At 73.8% G+C, this 14,174-nt stretch carries 11 protein-coding genes and 1 pseudogene; 6 read left to right on the top strand and 6 right to left on the bottom strand.

Annotation, left to right across the window (positions count from 1 at the left end; genetic code table 11):
- Positions 1-85: 85 nt before the first annotated feature.
- The 3 genes from ACWDUZ_RS25175 (at position 86) to ACWDUZ_RS25185 (ending at position 6,003) form a co-directional block, all read left to right on the top strand.
- Entirely contained in the window at positions 86-3,673 is a 3,588-nt protein-coding gene (locus tag ACWDUZ_RS25175) for a DNA polymerase III subunit alpha (RefSeq protein ID WP_451634069.1), read from the top strand.
- Positions 3,670-4,638 (top strand): DNA polymerase Y family protein, encoded by a 969-nt coding sequence (locus tag ACWDUZ_RS25180; protein WP_451634070.1) that lies wholly within the window; start codon positions 3,670-3,672, stop codon positions 4,636-4,638. The genes ACWDUZ_RS25175 and ACWDUZ_RS25180 overlap by 4 nt, the downstream gene beginning before the upstream one ends.
- 465 nt (positions 4,639-5,103) lie before the next feature.
- Positions 5,104-6,003 carry an esterase/lipase family protein gene (locus ACWDUZ_RS25185; RefSeq protein WP_451634071.1) on the top strand — a complete coding sequence of 300 codons (900 nt, stop codon included), beginning with the start codon at positions 5,104-5,106 and terminating at the stop codon, positions 6,001-6,003.
- Positions 6,004-6,079: 76 nt separating this feature from the next.
- On the opposite strand, the gene ACWDUZ_RS25190 is transcribed toward ACWDUZ_RS25185, so the two are convergent.
- Complete coding sequence (locus ACWDUZ_RS25190) at positions 6,080-7,120, bottom strand: lytic polysaccharide monooxygenase auxiliary activity family 9 protein (RefSeq protein WP_451634072.1); 1,041 nt, start codon at positions 7,118-7,120, stop codon at positions 6,080-6,082.
- A gap of 469 nt (positions 7,121-7,589) precedes the next feature.
- Entirely contained in the window at positions 7,590-7,727 is a 138-nt protein-coding gene (locus ACWDUZ_RS25195; protein ID WP_358870447.1) for a hypothetical protein, read from the bottom strand.
- Between the two features lie 139 nt (positions 7,728-7,866).
- Between ACWDUZ_RS25195 and ACWDUZ_RS25200 the strand changes: the two genes are divergently transcribed.
- Entirely contained in the window at positions 7,867-8,493 is a 627-nt protein-coding gene (locus ACWDUZ_RS25200; protein ID WP_451634073.1) for a class I SAM-dependent methyltransferase, read from the top strand.
- A 24-nt stretch (positions 8,494-8,517) separates the two neighbouring features.
- Here ACWDUZ_RS25200 and ACWDUZ_RS25205 read toward each other — a convergent pair.
- Both ACWDUZ_RS25205 and ACWDUZ_RS25210 read right to left on the bottom strand, forming a co-directional pair.
- A pseudogene (locus ACWDUZ_RS25205) lies at positions 8,518-9,062 on the bottom strand (DUF402 domain-containing protein).
- Entirely contained in the window at positions 9,043-9,972 is a 930-nt protein-coding gene (locus tag ACWDUZ_RS25210) for a GNAT family N-acetyltransferase (protein ID WP_451634074.1), read from the bottom strand. Before ACWDUZ_RS25210 ends, ACWDUZ_RS25205 begins: the two are co-directional and overlap by 20 nt.
- A 182-nt stretch (positions 9,973-10,154) precedes the next feature.
- Between ACWDUZ_RS25210 and ACWDUZ_RS25215 the strand changes: the two genes are divergently transcribed.
- Positions 10,155-10,523, top strand: coding sequence for a GntR family transcriptional regulator (locus ACWDUZ_RS25215; protein ID WP_451634075.1), 369 nt, complete (start codon positions 10,155-10,157; stop codon positions 10,521-10,523).
- 16 nt (positions 10,524-10,539) lie between these two features.
- On the opposite strand, the gene ACWDUZ_RS25220 is transcribed toward ACWDUZ_RS25215, so the two are convergent.
- Both ACWDUZ_RS25220 and ACWDUZ_RS25225 read right to left on the bottom strand, forming a co-directional pair.
- Positions 10,540-11,319: a DUF72 domain-containing protein gene (locus tag ACWDUZ_RS25220; RefSeq protein WP_451634076.1), complete on the bottom strand. Its 780-nt coding sequence runs from the start codon at positions 11,317-11,319 to the stop codon at positions 10,540-10,542.
- Between the two features lie 95 nt (positions 11,320-11,414).
- Positions 11,415-12,509 (bottom strand): DUF5925 domain-containing protein, encoded by a 1,095-nt coding sequence (locus ACWDUZ_RS25225; RefSeq protein ID WP_451634077.1) that lies wholly within the window; start codon positions 12,507-12,509, stop codon positions 11,415-11,417.
- 203 nt (positions 12,510-12,712) lie between these two features.
- Here ACWDUZ_RS25225 and ACWDUZ_RS25230 point away from each other — a divergent pair, with 203 nt between their 5' ends.
- Positions 12,713-14,140: a GH39 family glycosyl hydrolase gene (locus ACWDUZ_RS25230; protein WP_451634078.1), complete on the top strand. Its 1,428-nt coding sequence runs from the start codon at positions 12,713-12,715 to the stop codon at positions 14,138-14,140.
- Positions 14,141-14,174: the final 34 nt, after the last annotated feature.

Raw genomic sequence — 14,174 nt, forward strand, 5'->3', positions numbered from 1 at the left:
GTTCGGGAATTGGTTTATGGTGGGGGTGAGAGTTGGGAACTGATGTTCGAGAGCCGCCGACGGCTCACGAGTGCGGGAGGTGCGTGTGCCGGGTTTCACGCATCTGCACACCGTCTCCGGGTTCTCCGTGCGCTACGGCGCCTCGCACCCGGAACGGCTGGCCGAGCGTGCCGCCGAGCGGGGCATGGACGCCCTCGCCCTCACCGACCGGGACACCGTCGCGGGCACGGTCCGCTTCGCCAAGGCCTGCGCGGCGGCGGGCGTCCGCCCGCTGTTCGGCGCGGAACTGGCGGTGGACGGGCCGCGACGGCGGGAAGGAGCGGCCCGAGGGGAAAGGGGCGAGCGGCGCCGCACCCCCGTGCGCGGCGGCGCCTTCATCGACGAGTCGACCCCCCGTGCCACCTTCCTCGCCCGGGACGGCGCCCGCGGCTGGGCCGATCTGTGCCGCCTGGTCACCGCCGCCCACACGGCGCCCGACACCCCCCTGCTGTCCTGGCCCGACAACCACGCCGACGGACTGACCGTGCTGCTCGGCCCCGACTCCGACGTGGGCCGGGCACTGGCCGCGGGCCGCCCCGACCGGGCCGCGGCGCTCCTCGTCCCCTGGCGCGAGACCTACGGCGACGCGCTGCGCCTGGAGGCCGTCTGGCACGGCCGCGCGGGCACGGGACCCGGCTCGCTGCGGCTGGCCGCCCGCACCGTCGGCTTCGCCGCCGAGCAGCGGATCCGGCCCGTGCTGAGCAACGCCGTCCGCTACGCCGACCCCGGCCAGGGGCCGGTCGCCGACGTCCTGGACGCCGCCCGCCGCCTGGTCCCCATCGACCCCACCAAGGAGCTGGACTCCGGCGAGGCCTGGCTGAAGGACCCGGCCGTCATGCTGCACGCGGCCGAGCGGATCGTCGAGGCCGCGGGCTTCCGGCGGGAGGCCGCCCACCGCCTGCTGGAGCAGACCCGGGCCACGGCCGCCGAGTGCCTGGTCGACCCGGAGGACGACCTCGGCCTGGGCACCGTCCACTTCCCCGAGCCGCACCTCGTCGGCGCCGCCCGCCGCACCGCCCAGCGCACGCTCGCCTCCCGGGCGGCGGCCGGCATGGTGCTGCGCGGCTACGCCGGCCGGCGCGACTACTGGGAGCGGATGCACGACGAACTGGACGTCATCGCGTACCACGGCTTCGCCTCCTACTTCCTCACCGTCGCCCAGGTCGTGGACGACGTGCGGAGGATGGGCATCCGGGTCGCCGCCCGCGGCTCCGGCGCGGGCTCCCTCGTCAACCACCTCCTCGGCATCGCCCACGCCGACCCGGTCGAGCACGGGCTGCTGATGGAGCGCTTCCTGTCCAGGCGGCGGTTCGTCCTGCCCGACATCGACATCGACGTGGAGTCCGCGCGCCGGCTCGAGGTCTACCGCGCGATCATCGACCGGTTCGGCACCGAGCGGGTCGCGACGGTCGCCATGCCGGAGACGTACCGCGTCCGCCACGCCGTCCGGGACGTGGGCGCCGCCCTGTCCATGGACCCCGCCGAGATCGACCGCATCGCCAAGTCCTTCCCGCACATCCGCGCCCGCGACGCCCGTGCGGCCCTTCAGGAGCTGCCCGAGCTGAAGGCGCTCGCGGGGGAGAAGGAGCGGTACGGCAGGCTGTGGGAGCTGGTCGAGGCCCTGGACGCCCTGCCGCGCGGGGTCGCCATGCACCCCTGCGGAGTGCTCCTGTCCGACGCCTCCCTGCTCGCGCGTACCCCGGTCATGCCCACCAGCGGTGAGGGCTTCCCCATGTCCCAGTTCGACAAGGACGACGTGGAGGACCTCGGACTGCTCAAACTGGACGTGCTGGGCGTGCGGATGCAGTCGGCGATGGCGCACGCGGTCGCGGAGGTGGAGCGGACCACGGGGGAGCGGGTCGACCTGGACTCCGTGCCGGAGGGCGACCCGGCGACGTACGGGCTCATCCGCTCCACCGAGACCCTCGGCTGCTTCCAGATCGAGTCGCCGGGCCAGCGGGACCTGGTGGGCCGCCTCCAGCCGGCGACCTTCCACGACCTGGTCGTCGACATCTCCCTCTTCCGGCCCGGTCCGGTCGCCGCCGACATGGTGCGGCCGTTCATCGAGGCCCGGCACGGGCGGGCGCCGGTGCGCTACCCGCACCCGGACCTGGAGAAGGCGCTGAAGGAGACGTACGGGGTGGTCGTCTTCCACGAGCAGATCATCCACATCGTGCACATCATGACCGGATGCGGGCGCGACGAGGCGGACCGGGTGCGGCGCGGGCTGTCCGACCCGGAGTCGCAGGGGCGGATCAAGGTGTGGTTCGCCCAGCAGGCGGCGGCGCGCGGGTACGACGCGGAAACGATTCGGCGGACCTGGGAGATCGTCGAGGCCTTCGGGTCGTACGGCTTCTGCAAGGCGCACGCGGTGGCCTTCGCCGTGCCGACGTACCAGTCGGCGTGGCTGAAGGCCCATCACCCGGCCGCCTTCTACGCCGGGCTGCTCACGCACGACCCCGGGATGTACCCCAAGCGGCTGCTGCTGGCGGACGCGCGGCGGCGCGGGGTGCCGATCCTGCCGTTGGACGTGAACAGGTCGGGAGTCGCACACCGTATCGAACTGGTGTCTGAGTCGAGGTCCGGTTCACCCGGTTCGTCCGGCTCCTCCGGTGCTCCGTCCGGTCCGTCCGGTGTCTGGGGACTCCGGCTGGCGCTCTCCGACGTGCACGGCATCAGCGAGGCCGGGGCGGCGCGGATCGCGGACGGGCAGCCGTACGCCTCGCTGCTGGACTTCTGGGAGCGGGCCCGGCCGAGCCGCCCGATCGCCGGCCGGCTGGCTCAGGTGGGTGCGCTGGACGCGTTCGGCGCCAACCGCCGCGACCTGCAACTGCACCTGACCGAGCTGCACCGGGGCGCCCGGGGCGGGGGCGGCGGCCAACTGCCCCTGACCGGCGGCCGGAAGACGGCCGCGGCCGGGCTCCCCGACCTGTCCGACGCCGAGCGGCTCAGCGCCGAACTGGGCGTACTGTCCATGGACACCTCACGGAACCTGATGGACGACCACCGGGCGTTCCTCGACGAGCTGGGCGTGGTCTCCGCGCGCCGGCTGCGCGAGGCCCGGCACGGCGAGACGGTGCTGGTCGCGGGCGCCAAGGCGGCCACCCAGACCCCGCCGATCCGGTCCGGCAGGCGGGTCATCTTCACCACGCTGGACGACGGCACCGGCCTGGTCGACCTGGCCTTCTTCGACGACTCCCACGACGCCTGCGCGCACACCGTCTTCCACTCCTGGCTGCTGCTGGTGCGCGGTGTGGTGCAGCGGCGCGGCCCGCGCAGCCTCAGCGTGGTGGGAGCCGCCGCCTGGAACCTCGCCGAACTGGCCGAACTGCGCGCCGAGGGCGGCCTGGAGGAGGTGGCGGCCCGGCTGGCCCGGCCCGGCGGGCCGCCGGAGGGCGCTCAGGACGGCGACGGCGCCGGTGCGCGGCGGGCCCGGCTCGCCGGTTCGGACGGCCGGCCCGCGCCCGCGGGCTCCGCGGCCCAGGACCCGATGGAGGCCGCCCGGGCCGGCGACCGCCGGATCCGCATGTCCACCGGCTACGAGATGCACCCATGGGCGGATCTGCGCCCGGCGGGCGAAGGGCCCGCGAGCGGAAGGAAGTTGTGGCACCAGTCTCCAGGGAGCGCGGGATGACCATCCTCTGCGTACGTTTCCAGCTGCCCACGATGCACGAGGCGGCCCTGCCGGGGCTGCTCGGGCTGCTGGAGGAGTTCACCCCGGTGATCGAGGCGCTGCCGCCCGACGGCGCGCTGGCCGATCTGCGGGGCGCCGAGCGGTACTTCGGGCGCGACGCGGTCGAGCTGGCCTCGGTGCTCCGGGTCCGCGCGCTCGCCCGGTACGGCGTCGACTGCCTGATCGGCGCGGGGCCGGGCCCGATGCTGGCCCGCATGGCCCTGTACGACGCCCGGCCCGGGGTGACGTGCGCGGTGCCCGAGGACGGCGTCGTCGATTTCCTCGCCGGCAGGCCCGTCACCGCGCTGCCCGGAGTCGGTACCGCGACGGCCCGCACCCTGGGCGAGTACGGCCTGGACACCCTGGACCGGGTCGCCGCCGCGCCCCTGTCCACGCTGCAGCGCCTGGTCGGCGCGAAGACCGGCCGTGAACTGCACGAGAAGGCGAACGGCGTCGACCGCGGCCGGGTCGTTCCCAACGCCGTCTCCCGCTCCCTGGCCACCGAACGCCCCTTCGAGCGCGACGAGCTGGACCCCGACCGTCACCGCAGGGCGCTGCTGTCGGCCACCGAGGAACTGGGCGCCCGGCTGCGCGCCCTCGACAAGGTCTGCCGCACCCTGACCCTCACCGTGCGCTACGCCGACCGGTCGGCCACCGTCCGCAGCCGCACGTTGCCGGAACCCACGGCTCACACCACGGCGCTGACCAGGGCCGCGTACGGCATGTACGAGGCCCTCGGCCTCCAGCGCGCCCGGGTCCGTGCCCTCGCCCTGCGCGCCGAGGGGCTGGACTCCGCCGAACAGGCGTCCTACCAGCTCACCTTCGACCCGGTCGACGAGAAGGTCCGCCGCATCGAGGAGGTCGCGGACCGCGCGCGAGCCAGGTTCGGCCCCAGGGCCGTGATTCCGGGCACCCTGGCCGCGTGACCGGGCGGCCGGGGTGCCCGGCCGACGGTCGCATGCCGCAGGCGTGGGGGAGCGCGGGGCGGTCGTGTCCCGGGCGCACGCGGGGGCGGCTGGTCGTGTCGGCACGGTCAGGAGCGGGCGCGCATGCGTGCGCGGAGGCGGAGACCGGGCCGGCGTCGTGGGCGCGTGGGTCGAGGGGCTGCCTGCGCCAGGGAGGCGCATGTGCCGGGGGAAGTGCCCGCACCGGGGGAACGGCCGGCACGGATCGCAGCCGAATGCCTGTTTCAGCCCGCTTGGTGATGGTTCGCCAGCCGCACTACCTCACACTCGTCGGTCCCCGCCGGTTATCACTGGAAGTTTTTACTGACGCGTAACTTCACACCTGGACTACTCGTCCGTAACTTGACGAGTGAACAGCATCCTCGTGATCCGGATCACAGGGCGCAGTGCCGTCGCACCTCCCTTGACCCGCAAGGAGATCACACGATGCTGCCCGTCAAGCGCGCCCTGAGACATCTGGCCGCCCTCGTCCTGGCCGCCGCCCTAGCCACCGTCCCGGCCGCCACCGCCCACGCCTCCGACGCGCCCACCTGGGGGTCCCCCCTGCTCGAGGGAAGCCGAGAGCTTGGGGGAGGCTGGAACGACTACACCTGCCGGCCGTCCGCCGCCCACCCCCGCCCCGTCGTCCTGGTCCACGGCACCTTCGGCAACTCCGTCGACAACTGGCTGTCCCTCGCGCCGTACCTGAAGCACCGCGGGTACTGCGTCTTCTCGCTCGACTACGGGCAGTTGCCCGGAGTGCCGTTCTTCCACGGCCTCGGCCCCATCGACACGTCGGCCGGGCAGCTGTCCGCCTTCGTCGACAAGGTGCTCGCCGCCACCGGTGCCGCGAAGGCCGATCTCGTCGGCCACTCGCAGGGCGGGATGATGCCCCGCTACTACCTGAAGTTCCTCGGCGGAGCCGCCAAGGTGAACGCCCTCGTCGGCCTCGCGCCCGACAACCACGGCACCACCCTCAGCGGCCTGACCAAGCTGCTGCCGTACTTCCCCGGCGCCGAGGACCTGCTCAAGGCCACCACCCCCGGCCTCGCCGACCAGATCGTCGGCTCCGACTTCCTCACCAGGCTCAACCAGGGAGGCGACACCGTGCCGGGAGTGCACTACACGGTCATCGCCACCAAGTACGACGAGGTGGCCACCCCCTGGCGGAGCCAGTACCTCACGGGCTCCGACGTCCGCAACGTCCTCTTGCAGGACCTGTGCCCGATCGACCTGTCCGAGCACCTGGCGATCGGGCTCTTCGACCGCGTCGCCTTCCACGAGGTGGCCAACGCCCTCGACCCGCCGCACGCCACCCGCACCACCTGCGCGTCCGTCTTCGACTGACGGCGGGACCTACGCGCACCCGCGGGGCCTGCCCGGCCTGAGCCGCCGGGCAGGCCCCGCGTCTGCTCCGACCGCCTCAGCGGCCCCGCCGGCCGTCGTGCGCGCCGCGCCGCCGGACCGAGGCGAACAGCGCCGCCGAGCCGAGCGCCAGGGCGGCCGCGCCGCCGATCGCCACATAGGGGGTGCCGCCGTCGCCGCCGGTCTCGGCGAGCCCGGCGTGCCGCGTCCGTACGTCGGCGGCGGCCCCGGGCCGGGCGGCGCCCGCGGGCGCGGGGGCCCTGGACGCGGGCGCCGACGGGTGCGTCGCCCGGTGCGTCGTCGAGTCCGGCGCCGGGTCCGTGGTGGTACGGGCGTCGGCGTCCCCGTGGCCGTGGTGCTCGACCGTCGACCTGCCGGCACCGTCCTCGATCTGCCGCTCGGTCGGCGCGGAGGCCGTCGGTGCCGGCGAGGAACCGCTCGCCGCCCCGCCGCCGTCCCCGCTCCCGCCGAACGCGACGTCGGAGCAGGAGTAGAACGCCTCCGGGCTGTCCGAGCGCTGCCAGACCGCGTACAGCAGCTGCCGCCCGGTGCGCTCGGGCAGCGTCCCGGAGAACGTGTAGAAGCCGCCCGAGGCGACCGGGTCCGTGACCTTGGCCACCGGATGCTCCAGGTCCAGGTCGGCCCAGGCCGGCGGCTTGGCGGGGTCGTAGCCGGGCCTGGTGATGTAGACGGTGAAGGTGCCCTTGTGCGGGGCGGTCGCCCGGTACCTGAACCGGTAGGAGCCGCTGCGCACCGCGGTCGCGGGCCAGTCCGTGCGGGCCAGGTCGAGGCCCTTGAACTCCTCGTTGCCCGCGCTGCACAGCCTGCCGTCCGGGATCAGCTCCCGGTGCCGGCCGTCCGCGTCGCCGATCCGTATCCCGTTCCAGTCGTACAGGGCCTGGGTGCCACCCGCCGCGACCGCCGCCCGGCACGCCGCCGACCGCGGGCTCTCGGGGCCCTCGGCGTAGCACTGGGAGACCCGGCTGACCGGGTCGCCCATGGAGCCGTGCGCGGAGGCGGGCGCGGCGGCGAGGGCGGTCAGCGCGAGCGGGGCCAGACCGAGGGCGGCGAGGGCGACGGCCTTGCGGCGTGCGGGCATGGGGAACTCCTCGGAGGCGGTCCGGACGGTCCTGGTACGGGAGGACGGATCCCGTGGGGGTGGTCCGAAACTAGCCCCGGAGAACCGCCGGATCGGCTGCTGAGGGCGGCGTAGGGAGATCCTTATGCTCGCGTTAAGGCGGTGCTGAGACTGCGCTCAGGTAGGTGGCGTGCCCGGCATGCGCAGCGAGCGGACCGGCGAGGAGATCGGGGCGGCGGGCGCCGCCGACGTACCGGCCTGCGGGCCGTCATCGACGCGGCCCACCGGGCCTACATCGAGCGCATCCGGCATCGCCGTCCACCCCGACGTAGACGGCACGGGAAGGGGGACGGCGGCTGCTCCGTTTCGTGGACACCCGCGCTCGCGCGCTGGGGCTGAAGGAGGTCAGGCTCTGCACGAACGCCATGATGGGGGAGAACCAGAAGATCCTGGGCCGGTCCGTCGACCGGTCCGTCGGCCGGTCCGCAGGTCATCCGTCGGGCCACCACGTCCGCGCGATGTCCTTGCGGACCTCCGGTCGTCCGCCCGGGCGCTCGTCGGCCTCCTCGCCACGCAGGCGGCGCGGGTCCGTCTTCCTCAGGGGCTTCTGCACTGTCGTACGGCGCATCGCTGCCTCCTTCGACGCCTACCGGGTTCCGTGTTCTCACGGAGGTAGACCTTGCGGGCGAGAGTTCCTCATCGGTGCGGGTCTGTCTGTGGCGGCTGTCACGATTCGGCTGTCAGTGGCGGGTGTCACCCTTGGCCGCATGAGCGAACCGATCACGACCCACCAGGACCCGACGAGCCCGGCGCCCGTGGACTGGGACGCGCAGGCGGCCGTCTTCGACGACGAGCCGGATCACGGGCTGCGCGACCCGCTGGTGCGCGCCGCCTGGGCCGAGCGCCTGAACGGCTGGCTGCCCGGGACCCCGGGCGAGGTCCTCGATCTCGGTTGCGGCACGGGCAGTCTGTCGCTCCTCGCCGCCGAGCGCGGACACCGGGTGACCGGCGTGGACCTCTCGCCGAACATGCTGGAGCGGGCCCGCGCCAAGCTCGCGGGCCGGGACGCGGTGTTCCTGGTCGGCGACGCGGCGAGCCCGCCGGTGGGCGAGCGCCGCTTCGACGTCGTCCTCGTCCGCCATGTGCTGTGGGCACTGCCGGACCCCGCCGGCGCCCTACGGCGCTGGCGGGAGCTGCTGCGACCCTCCGGGCGGCTGATCCTGGTCGAGGGCGTCTGGGGCACGGTCACCCCCGTCGGCATACCCACGGAACGTCTCCTCACTCTTCTCGCACCTCTCACGGAGCACACCCGTGTGGAGCGCCTCTCGCCGGACGGGCGCCTGTGGGGCAAGGCCGTGGACGACGAGCGGTACGCGGTGGTGGCGACCGTGTGAGGCCGGACTGTGAGGCCGGGACCGTCAGGTCAGCAGGGCCGTGAAGCCACCCTCGCGGGCCAGCGTCTCCAACTCGTCGAGCGCGGCCACGGCGCGGACGGCCGCTTCGGGCTCGCGCTCGGCGAGGCCGCTCTCGGCGAACTCGTCCTCGTCCAGGCGCCGTACCTCCGTGCCGTCCGCGGAGCGCCACAGGTCCAGGTCGAGGTCCTCGGCGACCAGTTCCGCACCCGAGAACTCGGCCGGGCGGGTGATGTCGCAGTACCAGCCCTTGAGTCGGCCCCCACCGTCGCGGACCTCCTTGATCGAGTACTGGGGGTACCACCCACGCCGTTGAGGCAGTGGGGGAGGTCGCGCCAGTAGTACTCGGTGAACACGTCACCGGGCTCGAAGCGCACGAAGCCGAAGTCCCGTACGCCCTCGCCCGCCCAGCGCGCCCGGACGGCGATCCGTGCGCCGTCGTCGGCCAGCAGTTCGCCCGGGTAGCTGAGCTTCGTACGGCCCGCCTTGACGAGCACCACGGTGACCGGCGCCCCCGCCGTTCCCGCGGCGTCAGCCGAGCTCACGGACATACCGCACCTCCGTCGCGCACACCTCGTACCCGAACCACCTGTTGATCGCGAGCATCGGCCCGTTGCCCGTGTCGTTGCCCGTGAACGCCTCCGTGTACCCGGCGGCCCGGGCGCGGTGCAGCGAGTCGTTCTTGGCGAGCTTGGCCAGGCCCCGACCGCGGCGGGCGCGGGCGGTGCCCGTCATGACCGTGCCGTACCGGGTGGCGCCGTCCGTGCGGGCCGCCGAGAACGCGGCGGGGCGGCCGTCCACCATCGCCACCGACGTCAGCTCGGCGTCGAACAGCGGATGCCGCCAGGTCTCCGCGAGCCAGGCCTCGTAGTCGGTGAACTCGAACTCCACGTCGCTGGGTTCGTCGGCCGTCGTCTCCGCGTCGAGCTCGAACAGCGGGCGCGGGTCGTCGGCGAAGTCCGAGCCCCGGCGCAGTTCCACGCCCGGTGGCGGGTCCTGGAGCGGCGGGAGCGTGCCGCACGCCAGGTCCAGACGGAGGAAGTGGGCGGAGCGGCTGCTCTTGTAGCCGTGCCGCTCGGCGAAGGCGCGGTTGCCCCGCTCGTCCAGCACCCAGGCGTGCAGCCTGACCGCCCCGTGGGCCACCAGGTGCTCCTCGGCGGCCCGCACCAGCAGGGTGCCGGCGCCCCGACGGGTGTGCTCCGGGTGCACGTACACGTTCACATTCCCCTGGCCGGGCTCGGTGCTCTCGCGGGTCAGGTGCACCTGCGCCGTGCCGATCACCTCGCCGTCCGCCACGGCGACGAGGGGACGGTAGTGGGCGTCGGGATGCATATGGGCGAGGTCGTGGGCGAGGGATTGCGGGGTGGACAGTATGTACGGCAGCGCGAGGTGCCGTACGCGGGCGAAGCCCTCCAGGTCGCCTGGCGTGTCGGCGCGGAGGTCACGAACGATCACAGTCATGGGGGCGCACGCTACGGCGCGGAGTCCGCCGGGCGCCTCCCATTTTCCGGCGGCCGGTCTTCCGGCGGTCCGCCTTCCGGGGTCCCTCCGTCCGGCGGACGACCGGCGGCGCGCGGGCAGGGGCCGTCCGCCCGGCTCGTGCGGGCTCGTGTCGGCTCCCGGGGGTGCGGGACAATCACCAGGTGACCTTGAAGATCCACATCGACGACGGCGCGCCCCCCTACGAGCAGGTGCGGGCGCAGATCTCCGAGCAGGCGCGGTCGGGGGCGCTGCCGGTGGGCTACCGGCTGCCGACGGTGCGCGGACTGGCCGAGTCGCTCGGGCTCGCCGCGAACACCGTCGCCAAGGCCTACCGGGCGCTGGAGGCGGACGGGGTGATCGAGACCCGGGGGCGCAACGGCACGTTCGTGGCCGCCGCGGGCTCGGCCGCCGAGCGCGAGGCCGCGACGGCCGCCCAGGCCTACGCGGAGCGCGTACGGCGGCTGGGGCTGGACGAGGACGCGGCGCTCGCCGCCGCGCGCGACGCGCTGCGGGCGGCCTACGAGCGGTGAGCCGCCCCCGGGGGCCTCAGACCCGGCTCCGCACGGACATCCGGTCCGGTGTGCGGGTGACCGTCAGGCCCGCCCGCCGCGCGGCCCGCGCGAAGACCACCGCGTCCTGGACCGCCGCTCCCGTCGGGTCGTTGTTGAAGTACGCGTACACGTCCTGCCCGTCCGGCCGGCCCGTCGCGATCCGGTCGACCCACGTCTCCAGGGACCGCCGGCCGTAGTGCGGCCAGGCCCGGGCGCGGCCCACGTGGAAGCGGACGTAGCCCCAGCCGGTGGTGCGCCACAGTGGTGTGACCGGGCGGGCGTACGCGTCGGCCCAGCACAGGGCCGCGCCCCGCAGCTGGAGGACCCGGCGGATCTCGGGCGTCCACCACGAGTCGTGGCGCGGCTCGACCGCGACCCGGGTGCCGGACGGGAAGCAGGCGAGACAGGCGTCCAGCAGCCCCGGGTCGGCGTGCAGCGTGGGCGGCAGCTGGAGCAGCACCGGCCCGAGCCGGTCGCCGAGGCCCGCGGCCCGCGACATCAGCCGGTGCACCGGCTCCCCGGGGTCCTTGAGCCGTTTGATGTGCGTCAGATAGCGGCTCGCCTTGACCGCCACCACGAAGCCCGGCGGCACCCGCTCCCGCCAGGACTCGAAGGTCTCCCGCTCCGGCAGCCGGTAGAAGGCGTTGTTGATCTCCACGGTGGCGAACGCGGCCGCGTACTCCTCCAGCCACAGCCGGGTGGGGCAGCCCTCCGGGTACAGCACCCCCCGCCAGTCCTTGTACTGCCAGCCGGACGTCCCGACGAACAGGGTCATACGCCCATCAAAACACCACCGGGCGCGTCGAACATCACAGCGCCCGGCGGCACGTACCGCCCCGCTCCCGGCGACACGTACCGCCCCGCGTCCGGCTACAGGTACAGCCCCGCGTCCGCTCCTTCGCGCGGCTCCGGAAGGGCCGTGGGAGACGTCCCCCGGCGCAGCGCGTACAGCTCCGCCAGGGTGGCGCCCTCGCGGCCGACGCCCTCCTCGGCGCCGAGCCAGTCCACCGCCTCCCGCCGGGTCAGCTTCCCGACCTCGATGCGGGCCAGGCAGCGGCCCGGGCGGACCACCGCCGGGTGCAGACGCTCCAGGTCCTCGTTCGTCGTCACGCCCACCAGCACGTTGCGGCCCTGGCCGAGCAGCCCGTCGGTGAGGTTCAGCAGCCGGGAAAGGGCCTGGCCGGCCGTGTGCTTGGCCTCGCCGCGGATCAGTTCGTCGCAGTCCTCCAGCAGCAGCAGCCGCCAGCGGCCCTTGCCCGCCGAGTCGTCCTCGCCGATGGCGATGTCCATCAGGTACCCGACGTCGGAGAAGAGGCGCTCGGGGTCCAGGACGCAGTCCACCTGGCACCAGTCGCGCCAGGAGCGGGCCAGCGTGCGCAGCGCGGAGGTCTTGCCGGTGCCCGGCGGGCCGTGCAGCAGGAGCAGCCGGCCGGCGATGTCCTGCGGGGTCGTCTTCATCAGACGCTCCATGGCGTTCGCGACCGGCGCCGTGTAGTTGGCCCGGACCTCGTCCCAGGTGCCCGCCGAGATCTGCCGTGTGGTGCGGTACGGGCCGCGCCGCGGCGAGACGTACCAGAAGCCCATCGTCACGTTCTCCGGCTGCGGCTCAGGCTCGTCCGCCGCGCCGTCCGTGGCCTGGTCGAGGACCTTCTTGGCCAGATCGGCGCTGGTCGCCGTGACCGTGACGTCGGCGCCGCGGTTCCAGCGGGAGACCAGCAGGGTCCAGCCGTCGCCCTCCGCGAGGGTCGCGCTGCGGTCGTCGTCCCGGGCCACCCGCAGCACCCGGGCGTCGTCGGGCAGCAGGGTGGCGCCCGAGCGCACCCGGTCGATGTTCGCCGCGTGCGAGTACGGCTGCTCGCCCGTCGCGAAGCGGCCGAGGAACAGCGCGTCGACGACGTCGGACGGCGAGTCGGAGTCGTCGACGTTGAGCCGGATCGGCAGAGCGTCGTGTGGGTTCGCAGACATGCCGCCATGATCCGTCACCGGACCGCCGGACGCACCCCGTTTCCGGCGCGCGCCGCACGTGTCGGCGCTGCCCGCCGGGCCCGGCCGGGTCCTGTCGTCCGGACTCCCGCTCCCGGTCCTCGGCAGGGAAGTTCCCCCGGTCGTCGGGCGAGCCTGTGCAAACCCTCACGGAGGGTCGAATTCCGCCCGTACTGTTGTCCTTGATGGGACGTCATGGGTGGTATTCGGGGGCGGGGCGGTGGCGGCTCACCGCGTTGCTCGGTGTGGGGGCGGCCGTCGTGGCCCTGGTGGTGGTCCTGGTCAACGCGTTGCCCGGTGGCGGCGCGAGCAGCGAGGGCACCACACCGGACGGCGCCAAGGTGCACGGCACGCCCGCGACCCCCCGGGACGCGGACGAGCCGTACGTCGGCTGGGGGTTCACCCACACCCAGTTCAGCGCGGACGAGGGCAGCGCCGCCGCCACGGACCGCGTCGCGGACCTGCTGTCGAGGAGCGGCGGAGCACCGCAGAACCAGGCCATCATGGGCTGGGGCGCCGACAACCCCGAGCCGGTCAGGGGACGTTACGACTTCGCTGCCCTGGACCGCCGTGTCGACTTCATGCGCAGGTCCGGCGGCGTCCCGGTGATCACGCTGTGCTGCGCCCCCGACTGGATGAAGGGCGGCAGGGCCGGTGTCGGCAACACCGACTGGAGCCAGTCCGCCCTGGAGACCGCCCCGACGCCCGACCACTTCAAGGACTACGCCGCGCTCGCCGCGACCGTCGCCAGGCGCTACCCGGACGTACGCCACTTCCTGGTCTGGAACGAGTTCAAGGGCTTCTGGAACAACGCCCGGGCCCGCTGGGACTACGAGGGCTACACCCAGCTGTACAACCTGGTCTACCGGGCGCTCAAGAAGGTCGATCCCACGATCATGGTGGGCGGCCCGTACCTCGTCATGGACAGCGTCGACCCACGGCAGAAGGACAACGCCTCCACCGCCCTGCGCGGCCCGTGGGGAGCCATGGACCAGCGGGTCCTGGACGCCTTCGACTACTGGAACACCCACAAGGCGGGCGCCGACTTCGTGGTGGTGGACGGTTCCAGCTACACCAAGGACGACGAACTGCTGCCGAACGAGTTCGCGGCGACCGACAAGCTGACGGCGGTCGGCCGGTGGGTGCGGCAGCGGACCCGTGGACTGCCGCTGTGGTGGGCCGAGTACTACGTCGAGCCCGCCGACGGCAACGACGACCGCAAGGGCTGGTCCGAGGCGCACCGGGTCGCCGTCCACGCCGCCGGGCTGATCGCCATGGTCAAGGGCGGGGCCTCCTCCGGCTTCTACTGGAACCCCGAGGAGGAGGAGGAGGGCACCGACTGCCCCGGCTGCCTGTGGACGCCCACCGACAGCGCCGCCGGCGGCCGGGCGCTGCCCATGTACGACCTGCTCTCCCGCTTCGGCCGGGCCTTCCCGCCCGGCACCTCCTACCGGACGGTGTCGATCGCCCCGGACGACGTGCCCAACGTCGAGGTCCTGGCGAGCGCGACGACCGTCCTGGTGGTCAACACCCTGGACCGGCCGATCAGCGCGCGGATCGACGGCAGGCGGTTCGACATGGCGGCGTACGAAGTGAAGTGGCTCGGACGGTAGACCGCCCGAGCCACGTCACCGGCGACCGCGCCGC

Source organism: Streptomyces sp. NPDC003393, assembly GCF_053589015.1.

What these genes read in the sequence shown, in the direction of transcription:
- ACWDUZ_RS25180 (WP_451634070.1), top strand. Translation starts at nt 3,670, where the DNA reads ATGACCATCCTCTGCGTACGTTTCCAGCTGCCCACGATGCACGAGGCG.
- ACWDUZ_RS25185 (WP_451634071.1), top strand. Translation starts at nt 5,104, where the DNA reads ATGCTGCCCGTCAAGCGCGCCCTGAGACATCTGGCCGCCCTCGTCCTG.
- ACWDUZ_RS25190 (WP_451634072.1), bottom strand. Translation starts at nt 7,120, where the DNA reads ATGCCCGCACGCCGCAAGGCCGTCGCCCTCGCCGCCCTCGGTCTGGCC.
- ACWDUZ_RS25195 (WP_358870447.1), bottom strand. Translation starts at nt 7,727, where the DNA reads ATGCGCCGTACGACAGTGCAGAAGCCCCTGAGGAAGACGGACCCGCGC.
- ACWDUZ_RS25200 (WP_451634073.1), top strand. Translation starts at nt 7,867, where the DNA reads ATGAGCGAACCGATCACGACCCACCAGGACCCGACGAGCCCGGCGCCC.
- ACWDUZ_RS25210 (WP_451634074.1), bottom strand. Translation starts at nt 9,972, where the DNA reads ATGACTGTGATCGTTCGTGACCTCCGCGCCGACACGCCAGGCGACCTG.
- ACWDUZ_RS25220 (WP_451634076.1), bottom strand. Translation starts at nt 11,319, where the DNA reads ATGACCCTGTTCGTCGGGACGTCCGGCTGGCAGTACAAGGACTGGCGG.
- ACWDUZ_RS25225 (WP_451634077.1), bottom strand. Translation starts at nt 12,509, where the DNA reads ATGTCTGCGAACCCACACGACGCTCTGCCGATCCGGCTCAACGTCGAC.
- ACWDUZ_RS25230 (WP_451634078.1), top strand. Translation starts at nt 12,713, where the DNA reads ATGGGACGTCATGGGTGGTATTCGGGGGCGGGGCGGTGGCGGCTCACC.